This is a genomic window from Paenirhodobacter hankyongi, from assembly GCF_003664585.1.
GTDB lineage: Bacteria > Pseudomonadota > Alphaproteobacteria > Rhodobacterales > Rhodobacteraceae > Rhodobacter > Rhodobacter hankyongi.
In genome coordinates this window covers 368,398-383,446 of the sequence record NZ_RCHI01000001.1, presented here as the reverse complement: position 1 = coordinate 383,446, position 15,049 = coordinate 368,398, and the positions used below count along the sequence as shown (strand labels likewise).

15 protein-coding genes are annotated in these 15,049 nt (G+C 68.3%); 6 read left to right on the top strand and 9 right to left on the bottom strand.

Annotation, left to right across the window (positions count from 1 at the left end; genetic code table 11):
- Positions 1-193 precede the first annotated feature (193 nt).
- Both DYS74_RS01765 and DYS74_RS01760 read left to right on the top strand, forming a co-directional pair.
- A complete protein-coding gene (locus tag DYS74_RS01765; protein WP_121530431.1) occupies positions 194-877 on the top strand; it encodes a GntR family transcriptional regulator in 684 nt (227 codons plus the stop codon).
- 97 nt (positions 878-974) lie between these two features.
- Positions 975-2,006, top strand: coding sequence for a trans-3-hydroxy-L-proline dehydratase (locus tag DYS74_RS01760; RefSeq protein ID WP_121530430.1), 1,032 nt, complete (start codon positions 975-977; stop codon positions 2,004-2,006).
- Between the two features lie 49 nt (positions 2,007-2,055).
- Here DYS74_RS01760 and DYS74_RS01755 read toward each other — a convergent pair whose 3' ends face one another.
- From DYS74_RS01755 to lhpI, 4 genes are all read right to left on the bottom strand, one after another.
- Positions 2,056-3,306: an NAD(P)/FAD-dependent oxidoreductase gene (locus DYS74_RS01755; protein ID WP_121530429.1), complete on the bottom strand. Its 1,251-nt coding sequence runs from the start codon at positions 3,304-3,306 to the stop codon at positions 2,056-2,058.
- Between the two features lie 74 nt (positions 3,307-3,380).
- Positions 3,381-4,313 carry a 4-hydroxyproline epimerase gene (locus tag DYS74_RS01750; RefSeq protein ID WP_121530428.1) on the bottom strand — a complete coding sequence of 311 codons (933 nt, stop codon included), beginning with the start codon at positions 4,311-4,313 and terminating at the stop codon, positions 3,381-3,383.
- Positions 4,304-5,263 carry a dihydrodipicolinate synthase family protein gene (locus DYS74_RS01745; RefSeq protein ID WP_121530427.1) on the bottom strand — a complete coding sequence of 320 codons (960 nt, stop codon included), beginning with the start codon at positions 5,261-5,263 and terminating at the stop codon, positions 4,304-4,306. Before DYS74_RS01745 ends, DYS74_RS01750 begins: the two co-directional genes overlap by 10 nt.
- Positions 5,264-5,324: 61 nt before the next feature.
- Positions 5,325-7,013 (bottom strand): cis-3-hydroxy-L-proline dehydratase, encoded by a 1,689-nt coding sequence (lhpI, locus tag DYS74_RS01740; protein WP_121530426.1) that lies wholly within the window; start codon positions 7,011-7,013, stop codon positions 5,325-5,327.
- 173 nt (positions 7,014-7,186) lie between these two features.
- Here lhpI and DYS74_RS01735 point away from each other — a divergent pair, with 173 nt between their 5' ends.
- Both DYS74_RS01735 and DYS74_RS01730 read left to right on the top strand, forming a co-directional pair.
- Positions 7,187-7,816: a helix-turn-helix domain-containing protein gene (locus tag DYS74_RS01735; protein WP_240664556.1), complete on the top strand. Its 630-nt coding sequence runs from the start codon at positions 7,187-7,189 to the stop codon at positions 7,814-7,816.
- A gap of 73 nt (positions 7,817-7,889) precedes the next feature.
- Entirely contained in the window at positions 7,890-8,930 is a 1,041-nt protein-coding gene (locus DYS74_RS01730) for an Ldh family oxidoreductase (RefSeq protein ID WP_121530424.1), read from the top strand.
- 93 nt (positions 8,931-9,023) lie between these two features.
- Here DYS74_RS01730 and DYS74_RS01725 read toward each other — a convergent pair whose 3' ends face one another.
- From DYS74_RS01725 to DYS74_RS01710, 4 genes are all read right to left on the bottom strand, one after another.
- Positions 9,024-9,746 carry an amino acid ABC transporter ATP-binding protein gene (locus DYS74_RS01725; protein ID WP_121530423.1) on the bottom strand — a complete coding sequence of 241 codons (723 nt, stop codon included), beginning with the start codon at positions 9,744-9,746 and terminating at the stop codon, positions 9,024-9,026.
- Complete coding sequence (locus tag DYS74_RS01720; protein WP_121530422.1) at positions 9,739-10,392, bottom strand: amino acid ABC transporter permease; 654 nt, start codon at positions 10,390-10,392, stop codon at positions 9,739-9,741. Before DYS74_RS01720 ends, DYS74_RS01725 begins: the two co-directional genes overlap by 8 nt.
- Before the next feature lie 13 nt (positions 10,393-10,405).
- A complete protein-coding gene (locus DYS74_RS01715; RefSeq protein WP_121530421.1) occupies positions 10,406-11,071 on the bottom strand; it encodes an amino acid ABC transporter permease in 666 nt (221 codons plus the stop codon).
- A 77-nt stretch (positions 11,072-11,148) separates the two neighbouring features.
- Positions 11,149-11,955 (bottom strand): ABC transporter substrate-binding protein, encoded by an 807-nt coding sequence (locus DYS74_RS01710; RefSeq protein ID WP_113900411.1) that lies wholly within the window; start codon positions 11,953-11,955, stop codon positions 11,149-11,151.
- Between the two features lie 247 nt (positions 11,956-12,202).
- Between DYS74_RS01710 and DYS74_RS01705 the strand changes: the two genes are divergently transcribed.
- Both DYS74_RS01705 and DYS74_RS01700 read left to right on the top strand, forming a co-directional pair.
- Complete coding sequence (locus DYS74_RS01705) at positions 12,203-13,717, top strand: aldehyde dehydrogenase (NADP(+)) (RefSeq protein WP_121530420.1); 1,515 nt, start codon at positions 12,203-12,205, stop codon at positions 13,715-13,717.
- Between the two features lie 76 nt (positions 13,718-13,793).
- On the top strand, positions 13,794-14,135 hold the full coding sequence (locus DYS74_RS01700; RefSeq protein WP_121530419.1) for a zinc ribbon domain-containing protein YjdM: 342 nt from the start codon (positions 13,794-13,796) through the stop codon (positions 14,133-14,135).
- 16 nt (positions 14,136-14,151) lie between these two features.
- Here DYS74_RS01700 and DYS74_RS01695 read toward each other — a convergent pair whose 3' ends face one another.
- Positions 14,152-15,012, bottom strand: a complete 861-nt coding sequence (locus DYS74_RS01695; RefSeq protein WP_121530418.1) for a DMT family transporter — start codon at positions 15,010-15,012, stop codon at positions 14,152-14,154.
- Between the last annotated feature and the right edge of the window lie 37 nt (positions 15,013-15,049).

Here is a 15,049-nt window from a genome sequence, read left to right as displayed (position 1 = left end):
GGTGACCGGTTGCCGGAGCGGGAACGGATTCGATCCGGCCAGACGGGCAAAACATGATCTGCGCATAATTTATGCACCATCGGATACGCGTTGCACGATATCCGGCACAAAATCGTATACAATCTTGTGTTCGAAGCTCGCCCCTTGCTCCTCCGCCCCGCACCCCCCAAGAATCACAGGGAAGGAGACACGCATGGACCTGCCGAGCCGAGACACCAGTTCCGACAGCATCGCCGAGGACATCGCCCTGGCGATCCACGAGCATCGCCTGCCGCCGGGCTCGAAACTGTCGGAAGACGAGGTCGGCGAGATCTTCGGCGTCTCGCGCACCGTGGTGCGTGCGGCGCTGCAACGGCTGGCGCATGACCGGCTGGTCGAGCTGCGGCGCAACCGCGGCGCCTTTGTCGCGCAGCCGAGCCTGCGCGAGGCGCGCGAGGTGTTCGAGGCCCGCGCCCTGCTCGAACCGCGCACCGCGCGCTCGGCGGCCGAACGGATCACCGAGGCCGATCTTGCCCTGCTGCAACGCCACATCGACGCCGAACACGAGGCACTCGCGGCGGGCCAGGCCGGTCGCGCGCTCTACCTCTCGGGCAAGTTCCACATCGAGATCGCCCGCATCGCCGATCAGGACACGATCGCCGAGTTCATCACCCAGCTGGTCGCCCGCTCGTCGCTGATCATCGCGGTCTACTGGCAGCGCCGCGGCGCGCTGTGCGAACGCCACGCCCATCACGCGCTGATGCGCGCGCTGGCCGCCCATGACGGCGCGCTGGCCGAGGAGCTGATGAAGAGCCACCTGCTCGATCTGCTTTCCTCGCTCGACCTGCGCAGCCGCACCGCCGCCCCCTCGAGCCTGCGCGAGGCGCTTGGCGGCTGAGCCGCGCCCATGGTGTTTCCCTGCGTTCCCGGCTACTTCGGGGAGGTGCCGGACGTGGCGGGATCAACGCCCCCGGACGCCAGCAGCGGAGAGGAAGATGCGCAGCACAAAGGTCATCCACGTCGTCTCGTGCCATGCCGAGGGTGAGGTCGGCGATGTCATCGTCGGCGGCGTCGCCCCGCCGCCCGGCGACACCGTGTGGGAACAGCGGGCCTGGATCGCGCAGGATCAGGGTCTGCGCAATTTCATGCTGAACGAGCCGCGCGGCGGCGTCTTCCGGCACGTCAACCTGCTGGTGCCGCCGCGCGCCCCCGAGGCGCAGGCCGCCTGGATCATCATGGAGCCCGAGGACACGCCGCCGATGTCGGGCTCGAACTCGATCTGCGTCTCGACGGTGCTGCTCGACAGCGGCATCATCCCGATGCAGGAGCCGGTGACCGAGATGGTGCTCGAGGCGCCGGGCGGGCTCGTCCGGGTGCGGGCCGATTGCGCGAACGGCAAGGCCGAGCGCATCCATGTCGAGAACCTGCCCTCGTTTGCCACCCGGCTCGGCGTGCCGCTCGAGGTGCCGGGGCTGGGCACGATCACCGTCGACACCGCCTTCGGCGGCGACAGCTTCGTGGTGGTCGACCCGGTGGCGCTTGGCGTGACGCTGAGCGTCGAGCACGCCCGCGAGATCGCGGAACTCGGCATCCGCATCACCAATGCCGCCAATGCGCGCTATCGCTTCGAGCATCCGGAAAAGCCCGACTGGGCGCATCATTCCTTCTGCCTCTTCGCCGGGCCGATCACCCGCGAGGGCAACCGGCTGAGCGCGCAATCGGTGGTGGCAATCCAGCCCGGCAAGCTCGACCGCTCGCCCACCGGCACCGCGGTCTCGGCGCGCATGGCGATCCTGCACGCACGCGGCGAGATGGGGCCCGAGGACCGCTTCACCGGGATCTCGATCATCGGCTCGCAATTAGAGGGGCGTATTCTGGGCACCACGCAGGTGGGCGATGTGGCGGCGATCCGGCCCGAGATCAGCGGCCGCGCCTGGATCACCGGCACGCATCAGCACATGCTCGACCCCGCAGATCCCTGGCCCGAGGGCTACCGGATCTCGGACACCTGGCCGCGCCTCTTCTGAGGCACCGGGCCGGGGCGCAGCTGCGTCCCGGCCCGGTCTTTTCAGCGCCTCAGAACCGCTCGGCCGCGAACGGGGCAAGCGAGATCGCCGGTGCGCGCCGCGCGACCAGCGCCGCCACCAGTTCCGCCGTGCCCGCCGATTGCGTCAGGCCGAGATGGCCGTGGCCGAAGGCATAGACCACCCGGTCCGACTTCGGCGAACGGCCGATCACCGGCAGGCTGTCGGGCAGCGAGGGACGGAAGCCCATCCATTGCGTGCCGCCGGTCGGGTCGAAGCCCGGCAGGAACTCGACCGTCTTGCGCACCAGCAGCTCGGCGCGGCGATAGTTCGGCGGCAGGTTCAGCCCGCCGAGTTCCACCGCCCCGCCGACCCGCAGCCCCTCGCCGATCTTGCTGACCACGAAACCGTGGTTCGAGAAGGTCAGATGGGTGCGCAGATCGAAGCTCGCGGTCGGGAAGGTGGTGTTGTAGCCGCGTTCGGTATCGAGCGGGATCCGGTCGCCGAGCGTGCGCGCCAGCCGGTGCGACCAGGCGCCGGCGGCAATCACCACCTGCGCCGCGCGCCGCAGACCCGCACTGGTCGCGACCTCGACCCCCGCCGCACCCGGCGTCACCGACTGCACCTCGGCCATCTCGATCACGCCCCCCGCCGCGGTGAAGGCGCGGGCCAGGTGTTCCGTCCAGAGCGCGGGATCAACCGTGTTCATCCAGGTCGGCGTGTAACCGCCATGGGTGAAGCGCGGGCTCAGCCCGGGCTGGATCTCGGCCAGCGCGCCGGCGCTTTCAATCAGGCGGAACTCGATGCCATGGCGGCGGCGCTGTTCCCAGGCGGGCAGCGACGCCTCGAACTGGCCGCGCCCCTCATAGACCTGCAGCTGCCCCTCGCGCCGCATCAGCGGCTCGCCCGAGACGCGCCCGATCAGCCGCTCGAGCGCCTGCGAGGAAAGTTCCATCATCGAGGATTGCGCAGCCACCGCCGCCTCGTAGCGCGACTTCGAGGTGGCGCGCCAGAAATGCAGCATCCAGGGCAGGATCTGCAGCGCATAGGCCGGGCGCAGCGACAGCGGCCCGAGCGGATCGAGCAGCCATTTCGGTGCCTTGCGCATGATCCCCGGGGTGGCAAGCGGCTCGACCTCGGCAAAGGCGAAGGCGCCGGCATTGCCGCGCGAGGTCTCGGCCGCGACGCCCTTGCGGTCAAGGAGGCACACCTTGTGCCCCTCGCCCACCAGTGCAAGCGCGGCGGCGACGCCGACGATCCCCGCGCCGATGACCAGAATTTCAGTGTTTTCGGACTGCCCCATCTCGGACCTCGATCATGCTCGCAGCTGCAAAAAGGAACGCCGCCCGGCACCACAGGGGTGCCGGGCGGCCGGGATCACAGGACGATCCCGTTTCGGAATGGATCGTTCGGCAGGAAGATCAGCGTGCTTTCCGCCATCACATAGGCCTGACCGGTGATCGAGGGGATCACCCCTCCCGTCGGCCCCTTGGCGTAGGACAGCCGATAGCTGCTGCCGATGGTGCTTTCCTGCACGATCTCCTCGCCCTCGGCGAGCAGGCCGCGCGCCGCAAGGCACGACAGCCGCGCCGAGCTGCCGGTGCCGCAGGGCGAGCGGTCGTAATCGTCGTCGGGGCACAGCACGAAGTTGCGGCTGTGGCCTTCGGGCGTTTCGGCCGGGCCGTAGAAGATGACGTGGTCGATCAGCATCCCCTCGCCGCAGCCGACGCCGCGCGCGCGCAGCGCCTCGCGCACCGCCACCGTCACCTCGGTGAGCTGGCGGATGTTCGAGGAGGCCACCGGGATCGGGCTCGGGTCGACGATGAAGAAGCAGTTGCCGCCATAGGCGACATCGCCCGTCACCGTGCCGATGCCCGGCACCTCGACCGAGACGTCGGCCGCGACGCGGCGGCTTTCGATGTTCGTCACCTTGACCGTGTTCGCGTCCTGCACGTCGACGGTCACCACGCCCACCGGGGTCTCGATCCGGCTTTCGCCAAGGCCGATGCGCCCCATGTAGAACAGCGTCACCGCCAGACCGATGGTGCCGTGGCCGCACATGCCGAGCACCGCCTCGGCGTCGAAGTAGATCACCCCGGTGACGCAGGTCGGATCGACCGGCGGCACCAGCAGCGCACAGACCATCGCCGCCTGCCCGCGCGGCTCGAGGATGACCGAGCGGTAGAAATCGCGGTGCTCGGTCGCGAGCCGGCGCGCGCGCTCGGCCAGCGGCCCGGACCCGAGGTCCGGAGCGCCGTCGAGGATCACCCGGGTGGGCTCGCCCCCGGTGTGACTGTCGATCACATGCATTCGGCGATCACCCCGCCCTGCTTCGACCAGTTCGCGAACCAGCGGTTGAACTGGTGGAACTGCGCCTCGCAGAATTTCGCCTGCGACGGCGACAGCGCGTCGGTCTCGTTGATGTTCAGTTCGTACTCCTTCTCGCCCTTCAGCACCATCAGATGCTTGAAGTAGAGCACGAGATCGACGCCCTCGTCGAACTTCGCCAGAACCGAGAAGGCCTCGGCCAGCTCACGGGCGCGCAGATCGGCCTCGGGGCAGCCCTCGGCGGCACGGCGCGACAGCGCGACCTGCAGCAGCGCCTCTTTCGGGAAGATCGTGCCGATGCCGGTGATCGCGCCGACCGCGCCGCATTTGGCGAAGCCGTGATAGACCTCGGTGTCGACGCCGACCATCAGGATCACGTCGTCATCTTGCGAGGTGATGTGCTCGGCCGCATAGCTCAGATCGGCCTTGCCGCCGAATTCCTTGAAGCCGATCAGGTTCTTGTGCTCGGCGCGCAGGGCGAAGAACAGGTCCGCCTTGGTCGAGTAGCCATAGTAGGGGCTGTTGTAGATGATCGCAGGCACATCCGGCGCGGCCTCGAGGATCGCCTTGAAGTGGTTGCGCTGCGCCGCGACCGAGAGGCCACGCGACAGCACCCGCGGGATCACCATCAGACCGGCGGCACCGACCTTCTGGGCGTGGGCGGCATGCGCCACGGCCGATTTCGTGTTGATCGCGCCGGTGCCGACGACGACCGGCACGCCGGCCTTGGTCAGCCGCTCGACGCCTTCCATGCGCTGTTCGTCGGTCAGCAGCGGCCAGTCACCGCAGGACCCGCAATAGACCACGCCGGACATCCCGGCCTCCATCATTTCGGTGCCCTTGCGCACCAGCGCGTCGAAGTCGGGCGCGCGGTCGGGGGTGCAGGGGGTGAGCAGCGCCGGGATGGTGCCGAGGAAGACGTCTTTCTTCATGGGAAGCTCCTTTGAATGAGGGTGTCGGGATCGTCGCGCCGCCAGGCGCAGCGCCCGGGTGTCAGGACGCGCCGCCGGAAATCCAGGCGGGCGGGGTTGCGGGGGCAAGGCCGCTTCGGGCGGCCTCGGCGCAATGGGAGAGCGGGCCGAAGCGGACGGCACGATTGCTCAGCCCCGGCGCGTAATGGGCGTATTTGCCCGAGTTGGTCATCAGCACCTGCGCCTCGGGCGGGAACACCGGCTCGGAGATCGAGCACCAGCACAGATCGGGCACGATCCGCACCCCCGCCGCCTCGAGCGCCGCCTTCACCCCGTTCGCGGTGATGGTGGCAAGCGTGGCGCGACCGAGGGTGACGATGGCGGTGACGCCCGGCGCGACGCAGGTGCCCGCCATCAGCGCGGCGAAGGCGGCACATTCGGTGGCCGAGAAATGCGGGCTGCCAAGCGCCACGAGGTCGATCTTCTCGCCGCCCGCGTTGAACTCGCGCCACAGCCGGACGAAATCCTCGGGCCCGATCGAGACCACATCGGCGTCCGGTGCGGGCGGCAGATCGGCCTCGGGCGTGTGGCCCGCCACATGCAGCATCGGCGCGGCCGAGGTGGTGCCATAGGCCGCACAGAGCGCCTTGAGGTCATCCTCGCTGGGCTGCGCGGCCTCGAGCCCGCGGATCAGCGGGATCCGGTCGGGCGCGGCCTGCCCGACCAGCCAGCCGAGCATCGGCCAGAAGGCATCGTCGGCGCCTGCGGGCATCGTCACCTCGACGATCCGGCGCGGCGCGCGGTTTTCCGAGAGATAGACCCCGGCGTGCGCGGTGCGGCCGGTGAGCGCGATGCACAGGTCCATGAAATCGGCGTGTTTCACCGTGCGCGCGCCCAGCACGCTGTTGGCATAGATCACCGCATTGCTTTCCGCCCAGGCGATGTCCTCGCCCTTGGCCGGGCGATCCTCGAGCAGATAGGGCGCGCAGGTGAAGCTCGGCCGGGCGCCCATCTCGACATAGGCATCGGCAAGCCCCGCGGCGCCCGCGCCGAAGGCCGGATCGACGCCCTGCTTGCGCCAGTTCGCATGATCGACCGAGATCGCGTTCATCGTCGTCGGCACCCGCACCCGGGCGCCCTTGTCGGCCATCGCGCGCGCGAAGGTCAGGAAGGCGGGGCTTGCATAGATGCAGCCGTCGATATGCACGCGGCTGACGTCGGTCAGACGGGTCGCGCCCTGCGCCGTGGCCATGGTGACGATGATCTCCATCGCCAGACGTGCGGCCTCGCCCGCCTCGCCCGCCAGCATCGCGCGGTCGCCATCGCTCAGCGCGATCTCCCCTGCCCCGGCCGGAACCAGCGGCCAGAGGTGATCGCCCGCGCGCAGATGCGTCGCGGTGATCTCGGCCACCGGCTCGCGGGCGAGCGCATCATATTCCTCGGCCGTGAGCCGCAGCACGGCGATGTCATGGTCGAACAGCCGCCCGGCGACCAGCGCACCGAGGGTGAGGATATCCTCGCCCTCGCGGAAGATCAGCGCCCGCGGCGCGGTGCCGGCGAAGGCAAGGCCGAGCAGCACGCCGCTGCCGGTGCACGAGCCGCGGCTGGTCGGCATCATCACGATCCGGCCGGCCAGCGACTGGCCATGCTGCGGGTGATGGGCATCGATGATCCGGCTGCTCTGCGGGTGCACACCGCCCCAGACGCTCAGCCCCTCGTCGCACACGAGGATCGGCCCTTCCACCGAAGCGGACACGATCACGGTCGCCATGACTCACCCCTCCGCAGACCAAAAATCCAGCAAGTCGAGTGCCCTGCTCCATTCCGGACCGGCACGGCCGACTTTTGGATACCCTTTCCGTTTCGCTGACTGCTAATGTTGCAATCAGCGCAAAAATATGCTTAAACGATCACAACTGGTAAGAAAAGAAAAATATGGCACAAATGGAAAAATCCCCCGGAGATGAGGCCGAGGGCGACGATTGGGAAGCCGAAAGGCTGCAGCTGCGCTCGGAACTGGGCAGCCGGATGAAGGCGGTGCGCCAGGCCTGCGGTTTCACCCTCGAAGTCGCGGCGCAACGCACCGGGCTTGCGCTCTCGACCATCCACAAGATCGAGAACGGCCGGGTCTCGCCGAGCTATGAGAACCTGGTGCGAATCGCCCGCGCCTACGACATCGGCATGGAACGGCTGTTCTCCTCGGATCACGAGGCGCAGCAGACGACGCGGATGACCGTCACCCGCGCCGGCCATGGCCGCAAGGTGCGCTCACGCAACTTCGAATACGAGGTGCTGTGCAACGCGCTGGCCGAGAAGAAGATCATCCCGCTCGTGACCATCGTCGAGCAGCGCGCACCGCTGCGCCCCGAGGAACTCGAATCGCATGACGGCGAGGAGACGCTCTACGTCATCTCGGGCCGCATCGAGCTGGTGGTCGAGCATTACGAGCCCGTCATCCTCGAACCCGGCGACTGCGCCTATTTCGACAGCACGCTGAAGCATGGCCTGCGCTCGGTCGCCGACGAGGAAGCCAAGATCTTCTGGGCCTGCACCTACGTCGACGTCGACAAGTAGGCCCCCCCTGATGCCCCCGGGAGCCTGCGGCCCCCGGCCCCAGACTGCCCAGACCTGCAAGGAGACTGCCCCGATGACCGACCCGACCCCGATTTCCTTCGACGCGCTGCTGGCGCGCGTGCAGGGCATCCTCGAGACCTGCGGCGTGCGCCCCGAAAGCGCCGCGGCGGTCGCGCAGGTGATCGTCGCGGGCGAGCGCGATGCGTGCAAGTCGCACGGCATCTACCGGCTCGAGGGCTGCCTGCGCGTGCTCGCCGCGGGCAAGGTCGATCCGCAGGCGGTGCCGCAGATCCATGACGCGGGCCGCGCGGTGATCGAGGTCGACGCCGGCGGCGGCTTCTCGAACCCGGCCTTCTATGCCGCCAAGGACCTGCTTGCCGCCCGGGCGAAGGAGATGGGCCTTGCGGCGCTGGTGATCCGCGACTGCCTGCATTTCTCGGCGCTGTGGCACGATGTCGAGGCGCTGGCCGCCGACGGGCTTGCCGCGCTCTCGATGTGCCCGAGCTATGCCTTCGTGGCGCCCGCGGGCGGGCGCGAGCCGCTTCTGGGCACCAACCCGATCGCCTTCGGCTGGCCGCGGGCGGGCGCGACGCCCTATGTCTTCGACTTCGCGACGAGCGTCGCCGCACGCGGCGAGATCGAGCTGCACCGCCGCGCCGGCACGCCGATCCCCGAGGGCTGGGCCGTCGACCGCGAGGGCAAGCCCACGACCGACCCCGAGGCGGCGCTTGCGGGTGCGATGCTGACCTTCGGCGCGCACAAGGGCTCGGCGATCTCGACCATGGTCGAGCTGCTCTCGGGCGCGATGCTGGGCGAGTTCATGAGCCGCGAGGCGCTGGATTTCATGGGCGGTTCGGCGGCGCTGCTGCCGCGCCACGGCGCGCTGGTGCTGGCGCTCGATCCGCAGGTCTTCGCCGCGCGCAGCGGCCGCGACCCGATCGCCGAGGGCGAGAAGCTGCTCACCGCGATCGGCGCACAGGGCGCCCGCCTGCCCTCCGAGCGCCGCTTTGCCGCCCGCGCGAAGGCGTTGCGCGACGGCATCCCGCTGAGCGCGGCGGAACTTGCACAGCTCGAGCGGTTCGAGCGTCTCGGCCTCGCCGCCCTCGACGCCTGAGGCGTTCGACAGACAGGAAAAAGGCGCGGGTTTCGGCCCGCGCCTTTTGTGATTCCGGGATGCCCGGCGGCCCAAGGCCACCGGAGCAGGATCTCAGCGCACGCTCGCCAGGAACTTGCGTGTCTCGGGGTGCTGCGGGTCGTTGAACAGCTGCTCCGGCACGCCGATCTCGGCCATGATCCCCTTGTGGAAATAGGCGACCCGGTCCGACACGTCGCGCGCGAAGGCCATCTCGTGGGTGACGCAGATCATCGTCATGCCTTCCTCGGCCAGCATCTTCAGCGTCTCGAGCACCTCGCCCACCAGCTGCGGGTCAAGCGCCGAGGTCACCTCGTCGAACAGCATGTAATCGGGCGACATGGCGAGCGCGCGAGCAATCGCCATGCGCTGCTGCTGGCCACCCGACAGCCGCGTCGGATAGGTCGAGAGCTTCTCGCCCAGACCGACGTGCTTGAGCTGCTTCTCGGCGATCGCCTCGGCCTCGGCCTTGCCCATGCCCAGCACCTTGCGCGGCGCGAGGGTGACGTTTTCCAGCACGGTCAGATGCGGGAAGGCGTTCCACTGCTGGAACACGATGCCGATCTTCTGGCGCAGCTTGTTGAGGTTGGTCGACTTCGCGTGGACCTCGGTGCCGTCGACGAGGATCCGGCCCTTGTCGATCGGCTCGAGCCCGTTGATGCAGGTCAGCAGCGTCGACTTCCCCGAGCCCGAGCCGCCGATCACGGTGACCACCTCGCCCTTCTGCACGGTCAGGTCGATGCCCTTGAGAACCTCGAGCTGGCCAAAGGACTTGTGGACGTTCTGGATCTCAATCATTGGACCACCTTTTTTCGAGATATCCGCCGAACCGCGCAAGCGGGAAGCTGATGATGAAGTAGAAGGCGCCGCAGATCAGGAGCAGGAACAGCGGCTCCTGCAGGCGCGTGATGAGGATCTGGGTCGATTTCAGCAGTTCGGTGACCTGCACGACATAGACGAGCGCCGAGTCCTTCATCACCCCGAGCGCGAGGCCGATCCAGGACGGCAGCGCGATCCGCGTGGCAAGCGGCAGCACGATATAGCGCATGTCCTGCAGCCAGCTCATGCCGAGCGAGCGCGCCGCGCGGCGGGTGGTGGCGGGCACCGCATGGATGCCGCCGCGCACGATCTCGGTGCAATAGGCCGCGGTATAGAGCGACAGCACCATGCAGGCGACGGTCAGCCCCGAGATATGCAGCCGCAGCACCATGCCGACGAAGGCATTGGCCAGCACCAGCTGGATCAGCAGCGGCACCGAACGGAAGATGTCGAGCACGAAGGTCACCGGCGCGAACCAGATCGGGCCGAGCTGGCCGCGCAGCACGCCGAAGACGATGCCGAGGAGGGTGCCGATGAAGACCGAGATCGCGGTGACGAGGATGGTCATCCCCGCGCCCTTGGCGAGGAAGATCAGATCGGCCGAGGTGAGGGCGGTATGAAACATGGTCGGTCCTCCCTCAGTACCGGAACAGGCGCGACGCGATCAGGCGCGCGCCGAGCGTGATGATCTTGGTGATGATGTAGAAGATCACCGCCGCGATCGCGAAGAGCTCGAAGGTGCGGAAGGTCAGCGCGTTCAGATCCTGGGTGACGCCGTAGAGGTCGGTGTTCATCCCCACGGTGACGCCGAGCGAGGTCATCAGCACCGCCCAGACCATCTGGTTGGTCATCGGCAGGAAGGCGATGCGCAGCATCTGCGGCAGGATGATGTAGCGGAAGGCCTGCAGCTGCGACATGCCGAGCGAGCGGCCGGCGCGGGTCTGCGTGTCGGGAATGGCCTTGAGCGCGCCGCGGAAGTTCTCGGCCAGGTAGCCCGCATTGTTGAAGGTGATGCCGATCAGCAGCGAGGTGAAGGGGCTGAAGTGGATGCCGAAGCTCGCCACGCCGAAATGCGCCATGTAGATCTGGAAGAGCGCCGGCGTGTTGCGGGCGATCTCGACCCAGGTGGTCGCGATGGCCTTGAGCGGGCGCGAGCCGGACAGGCGCAGCAGCGTGAGAAGGACGGCGAGCGCGATGCCGATCAGCATCGACAGCACCGCCACTTCCATCGTCACCGCCGCACCATCCAGCATCTTCGGAAGCCGGGCAAGCGCCTGGTTCCATTGGAAGGTGTAACCGAACATTGCAGGGTCCTGCCTGTTGGGGAGCGAAAGGAAAGACGGCGCGGAAGGCCCGCGCCGCCGGTATTTCCCGTGTCCGCTCAGCGGTAGGCGTTCGGAACGGTCAGCGAGGGCAGATCGCCGCCGACCCACTTCTCGTAGAGTTCCGCATAGCGGCCGGTGCGGACCTGCTGGTTCACGAAGAGGTTCAGATAGTTGATCAGGCCGTATTCGTCGCGGTTGGTGAACAGCGCGACATAGTCGGTGTCGAACGGCGCCTTGCCGACGACCGAGATCCCCGGGAAGTTGCCGGTCTTCACGTTCGCCATCGCCACGGTCGAGGTCGAGACGGTCGCGTCGATCTGGCCCTGGCTCAGCGCGAGGAAGACGTCGGCCTGGGTCTGGTAGGGACGGAATTCGCCCGTGCCCCATTCCTGCACCTGCTTCTCGAGCGCGATCGCCTCGAAGGTGCCGGCGGTGGCGCCGACGGTGTGGCCCTTCATGTCGTCGAACGACTTGATGCCCGACTTTTCATTCGCGGTCACCGCCATCTCGAAGGCGAAGTAGGGGACCGAGAAGCCGACGGTCTTCGCACGCTCGAGCGTGTCCGAGGTCGAGGCGACGCCGACGTCGACGCGGCCCGACATCAGCGCGGGGATGCGCTCGGGGAACGGCGTCTCGACGATCTCGGCCTTCACGCCGAGCGCCTTGGCGAGGTCGTTGCAATAGTCGACGTCGAAGCCGATCGGCTCGTTGTTGGCGTCGCGCATGCCCATCGGCGGGAAGTCGAGCACGACCGCGCAGCGCAGCGTGCCCGAGGCGATGATGTCGTCGAGCTTGTCGGCCTGGGCGACACCGGCAAAGCCCGTCGCGGCGACCAGGGCGGCGGCAAGGGTGATCATTTTCATTGGTTGGAAACCCCTCTGTTGATTCTGGAGTCAAGATGAAGCGTTTTTCCCTTTCTTGCAAGAAATTTTCATATAAGAAAAATACTGGTGTAACGGGAAAATTCTGGCTATGAGCAGGCCAAAGCGTAATCGCCTGAATTCATGCGCTTGGAACCCGACGCTTGCGGCGTTTTCCGCGCCGACCTGTCGCCGTGACGCCCCCGTCGCGGGCCCGCCCCGCCCGACGGCCCACCTGAAAGGACACGCAATGACCTTCACGCCCCATGGCAAGCACCTGATCGCCGGAGAGTGGATCGGCACCGAGGAGACCTTCCTCTCGGCCCCCGCCCATGGCACCGCGCATGCCTTCTCGGTCGGCTCGCCCGAGCTGGTCGACGCCGCCGCCCGCGCCGCGGAAGAGGCGTTCTGGAGCTATGGCTATACCACCCGCGCCGAGCGCGCCGCCTTCCTGAACGCAATCGCCGACGAGATCGAGGCCCGCGCCGAGGCGATCACCGAGATCGGCACCTCGGAAACCGGCCTGCCCGTCGCCCGCCTTCAGGGCGAGCGCGGCCGCACCACCGGCCAGCTGCGGCTGTTTGCCGAGCACATCCAGAACGGCGCCTATCTCGACCGTCGCCACGACGTGGCACTCCCTGACCGCGCCCCCCTGCCCCGCCCGGACCTGCGCATGATGCAGCGCCCGATCGGCCCGGTCGCGGTCTTCGGCGCCTCGAACTTCCCGCTCGCCTTCTCGACCGCGGGCGGCGATACCGCGGCCGCGCTTGCCGCCGGTTGCCCGGTGGTGGTGAAGGGCCATGGCGCCCACCCCGGCACCGGCGAGATCATCGCCGAGGCGATCCATGCCGCGGTGGAGAAATGCGGCATGCCGAAGGGCGTGTTCTCGCTCGTGCAGGGCGGCAACCGTCGCGTCGGCGAGGCGCTGGTGCAGCATCCCCGCATCAAGGCGGTGGGCTTCACCGGCTCGCTCGGCGGCGGCCGCGCCCTCTTCGACCTCTGCGCACAGCGCCCCGAGCCGATCCCCTTCTTCGGCGAGCTCGGCGCGGTGAACCCGATGTTCATGCTGCCGCAGGCGATCGCGCGGCGCGGGGCCGAACTCGGCCGGGGCTGGGCGGGTTCGCTTGCCATGGGCGCGGGCCAGTTCTGCACCAACCCGGGCATCGCGGTGGTGATCGCCGGACCCGAGGCCGATGCCTTCGTCGAGGCCGCCCGCGCGGCGCTGTCCGAGACCGGCGCGCAGGTGATGCTGACCGACGGCATCGCGCAGGCCTATATCAAGGGCGCGGCGGTGATCGGCGAACAGGCCGGGGTGCAGACGCTGATCACCTCGATGTGCGACCGGCGCGAGGCGAAACCCTTCCTGTTCCGCGTCGAGGCAGAGGACTGGCTGGGCAATCACGCGCTGTCCGAAGAGGTGTTCGGGCCGCTCGGCCTTGTCGTCGTGGCGCGCGATGCCGACGAGATGGACCGCGTGGCGCGCAGCTTCGTGGGGCAGCTGACCACCACGCTGCACATGGATGACGACGACGCCCCCCTCGCCCGCCGGCTGCTGCCGGTGCTCGAGCGGATGGCGGGCCGGGTGCTGGCGAACGGCTTCCCGACCGGCGTCGAGGTCTGCGATGCGATGGTCCACGGCGGGCCCTACCCGGCCTCGACCAACTTCGGCGCGACCTCGGTCGGCACGCTGTCGATCCGCCGCTTCCTGCGGCCGGTGTGCTACCAGAACCTGCCCGAGGCGATCCTGCCCGCCGATCTGGCCTGACCCCCGCGCCTGCGGCCCCAAGCGGGCCGCAGGCGTTGCGCTTGCCTGCGCGCCCTGCGCCCGGTTATAGCGGGGCATGACAAACACCCTGCCTCCGTGCCCCGAATGCCGCTCTGCCTATACCTACGAGGCGGATTCCCTGCTGGTCTGCCCCGAATGCGGGCACGAATGGTCGCCTGACGCCGCGCCCGAAGGCGCGCTGCAGGTGCGCGACAGCGTCGGCAACCCGCTCGCCGATGGCGACAGCGTGACGGTGATCAAGGATCTCAAGCTCAAGGGCTCGTCGACCGTCATCAAGGTCGGCACCAAGGTGCGCGGCATCCGTCTGGTCGACGGCGATCACGACATCGACTGCAAGATCCCCGGCATCGGCCAGATCGGCCTGAAGTCGCAATTCGTGAAGAAGGTCACGGACTGAACGAGATCGCGCGGCCTCAGCGCCGCGCGAACATCACCACGTTGCCGATCAGCGTCAGGGCCAGGCCGGCGAACGCCCCGGGCGTCCAGTGGAAGCCCTCGTAAAGGGTGGAGAGCAGCAACGCCACCACCGGGAAGACCACCGTCGCATAGCCCGCCCGCGCCGAGCCGATCCGCGCCACCAGAAGCAGATAGGTGGTGAAGCCGACGACCGAGCCGATCAGCGACAGATAGGCCAGCGCCGCCCAATAGCGCACCCCCGTGGGCCAGACCACGCCCTGCCCGCTCGCCATCATCAGCACGACGAGCACCAGGGCCCCGATCCCCATCCCCCAGGCATTCGCCGTCACCGGCGTCACCCCAAGCTGTCCGTTCTTGCGCGAGGCCATGTTGCCGAAGGAGAACATCAGCGTGCCGAAACAGGCCCAGCCGATGCCGCGCAGGGTGTCGCCCATGGCCGCGCCGCCAAGGTCGTCGCGAAACAGCAGCCCCAGCCCCGCCGCCCCGATCGCCCCGGCCAGCAGCGTGCGCCCGGTGATCCGCTCGCCGAAGAAGATCCGCGCGTTCACCGCGTTGAAGATCGAGGCAAGCGAGAACACCACCGACACCAGCCCCGAGGGGATCAGCGCCGCGGCATTGTAGAGCCCGATGAAGTTGAAGCAGAACAGGCACAGCGCCTGCACCACGACAAAGCGCCAGTGCGCCGGCCGCCGCAGCCGGCCAAGCGCCGCCAGCCCGGCCAGCATGACAAGCCCCGCGACGGCAAAGCGCAGGAAGATCGACTCGATCAGCGGCACCGGCCCGACCTGCGCGGCGATGGCGATCCATGTGGTGCCCCAGATCAGGACGGTGGCGGCGAAGAGGAAAAGCGTGTTCATGCCCTGCCTCTAGCGCATCCGCGCCCGAGTTGTTTTG

What these genes read in the sequence shown, in the direction of transcription:
- DYS74_RS01765 (WP_121530431.1), top strand. Translation starts at nt 194, where the DNA reads ATGGACCTGCCGAGCCGAGACACCAGTTCCGACAGCATCGCCGAGGAC.
- DYS74_RS01760 (WP_121530430.1), top strand. Translation starts at nt 975, where the DNA reads ATGCGCAGCACAAAGGTCATCCACGTCGTCTCGTGCCATGCCGAGGGT.
- DYS74_RS01755 (WP_121530429.1), bottom strand. Translation starts at nt 3,306, where the DNA reads ATGGGGCAGTCCGAAAACACTGAAATTCTGGTCATCGGCGCGGGGATC.
- DYS74_RS01750 (WP_121530428.1), bottom strand. Translation starts at nt 4,313, where the DNA reads ATGCATGTGATCGACAGTCACACCGGGGGCGAGCCCACCCGGGTGATC.
- DYS74_RS01745 (WP_121530427.1), bottom strand. Translation starts at nt 5,263, where the DNA reads ATGAAGAAAGACGTCTTCCTCGGCACCATCCCGGCGCTGCTCACCCCC.
- lhpI (WP_121530426.1), bottom strand. Translation starts at nt 7,013, where the DNA reads ATGGCGACCGTGATCGTGTCCGCTTCGGTGGAAGGGCCGATCCTCGTG.
- DYS74_RS01735 (WP_240664556.1), top strand. Translation starts at nt 7,187, where the DNA reads ATGGAAAAATCCCCCGGAGATGAGGCCGAGGGCGACGATTGGGAAGCC.
- DYS74_RS01730 (WP_121530424.1), top strand. Translation starts at nt 7,890, where the DNA reads ATGACCGACCCGACCCCGATTTCCTTCGACGCGCTGCTGGCGCGCGTG.
- DYS74_RS01725 (WP_121530423.1), bottom strand. Translation starts at nt 9,746, where the DNA reads ATGATTGAGATCCAGAACGTCCACAAGTCCTTTGGCCAGCTCGAGGTT.
- DYS74_RS01720 (WP_121530422.1), bottom strand. Translation starts at nt 10,392, where the DNA reads ATGTTTCATACCGCCCTCACCTCGGCCGATCTGATCTTCCTCGCCAAG.
- DYS74_RS01715 (WP_121530421.1), bottom strand. Translation starts at nt 11,071, where the DNA reads ATGTTCGGTTACACCTTCCAATGGAACCAGGCGCTTGCCCGGCTTCCG.
- DYS74_RS01710 (WP_113900411.1), bottom strand. Translation starts at nt 11,955, where the DNA reads ATGAAAATGATCACCCTTGCCGCCGCCCTGGTCGCCGCGACGGGCTTT.
- DYS74_RS01705 (WP_121530420.1), top strand. Translation starts at nt 12,203, where the DNA reads ATGACCTTCACGCCCCATGGCAAGCACCTGATCGCCGGAGAGTGGATC.
- DYS74_RS01700 (WP_121530419.1), top strand. Translation starts at nt 13,794, where the DNA reads ATGACAAACACCCTGCCTCCGTGCCCCGAATGCCGCTCTGCCTATACC.
- DYS74_RS01695 (WP_121530418.1), bottom strand. Translation starts at nt 15,012, where the DNA reads ATGAACACGCTTTTCCTCTTCGCCGCCACCGTCCTGATCTGGGGCACC.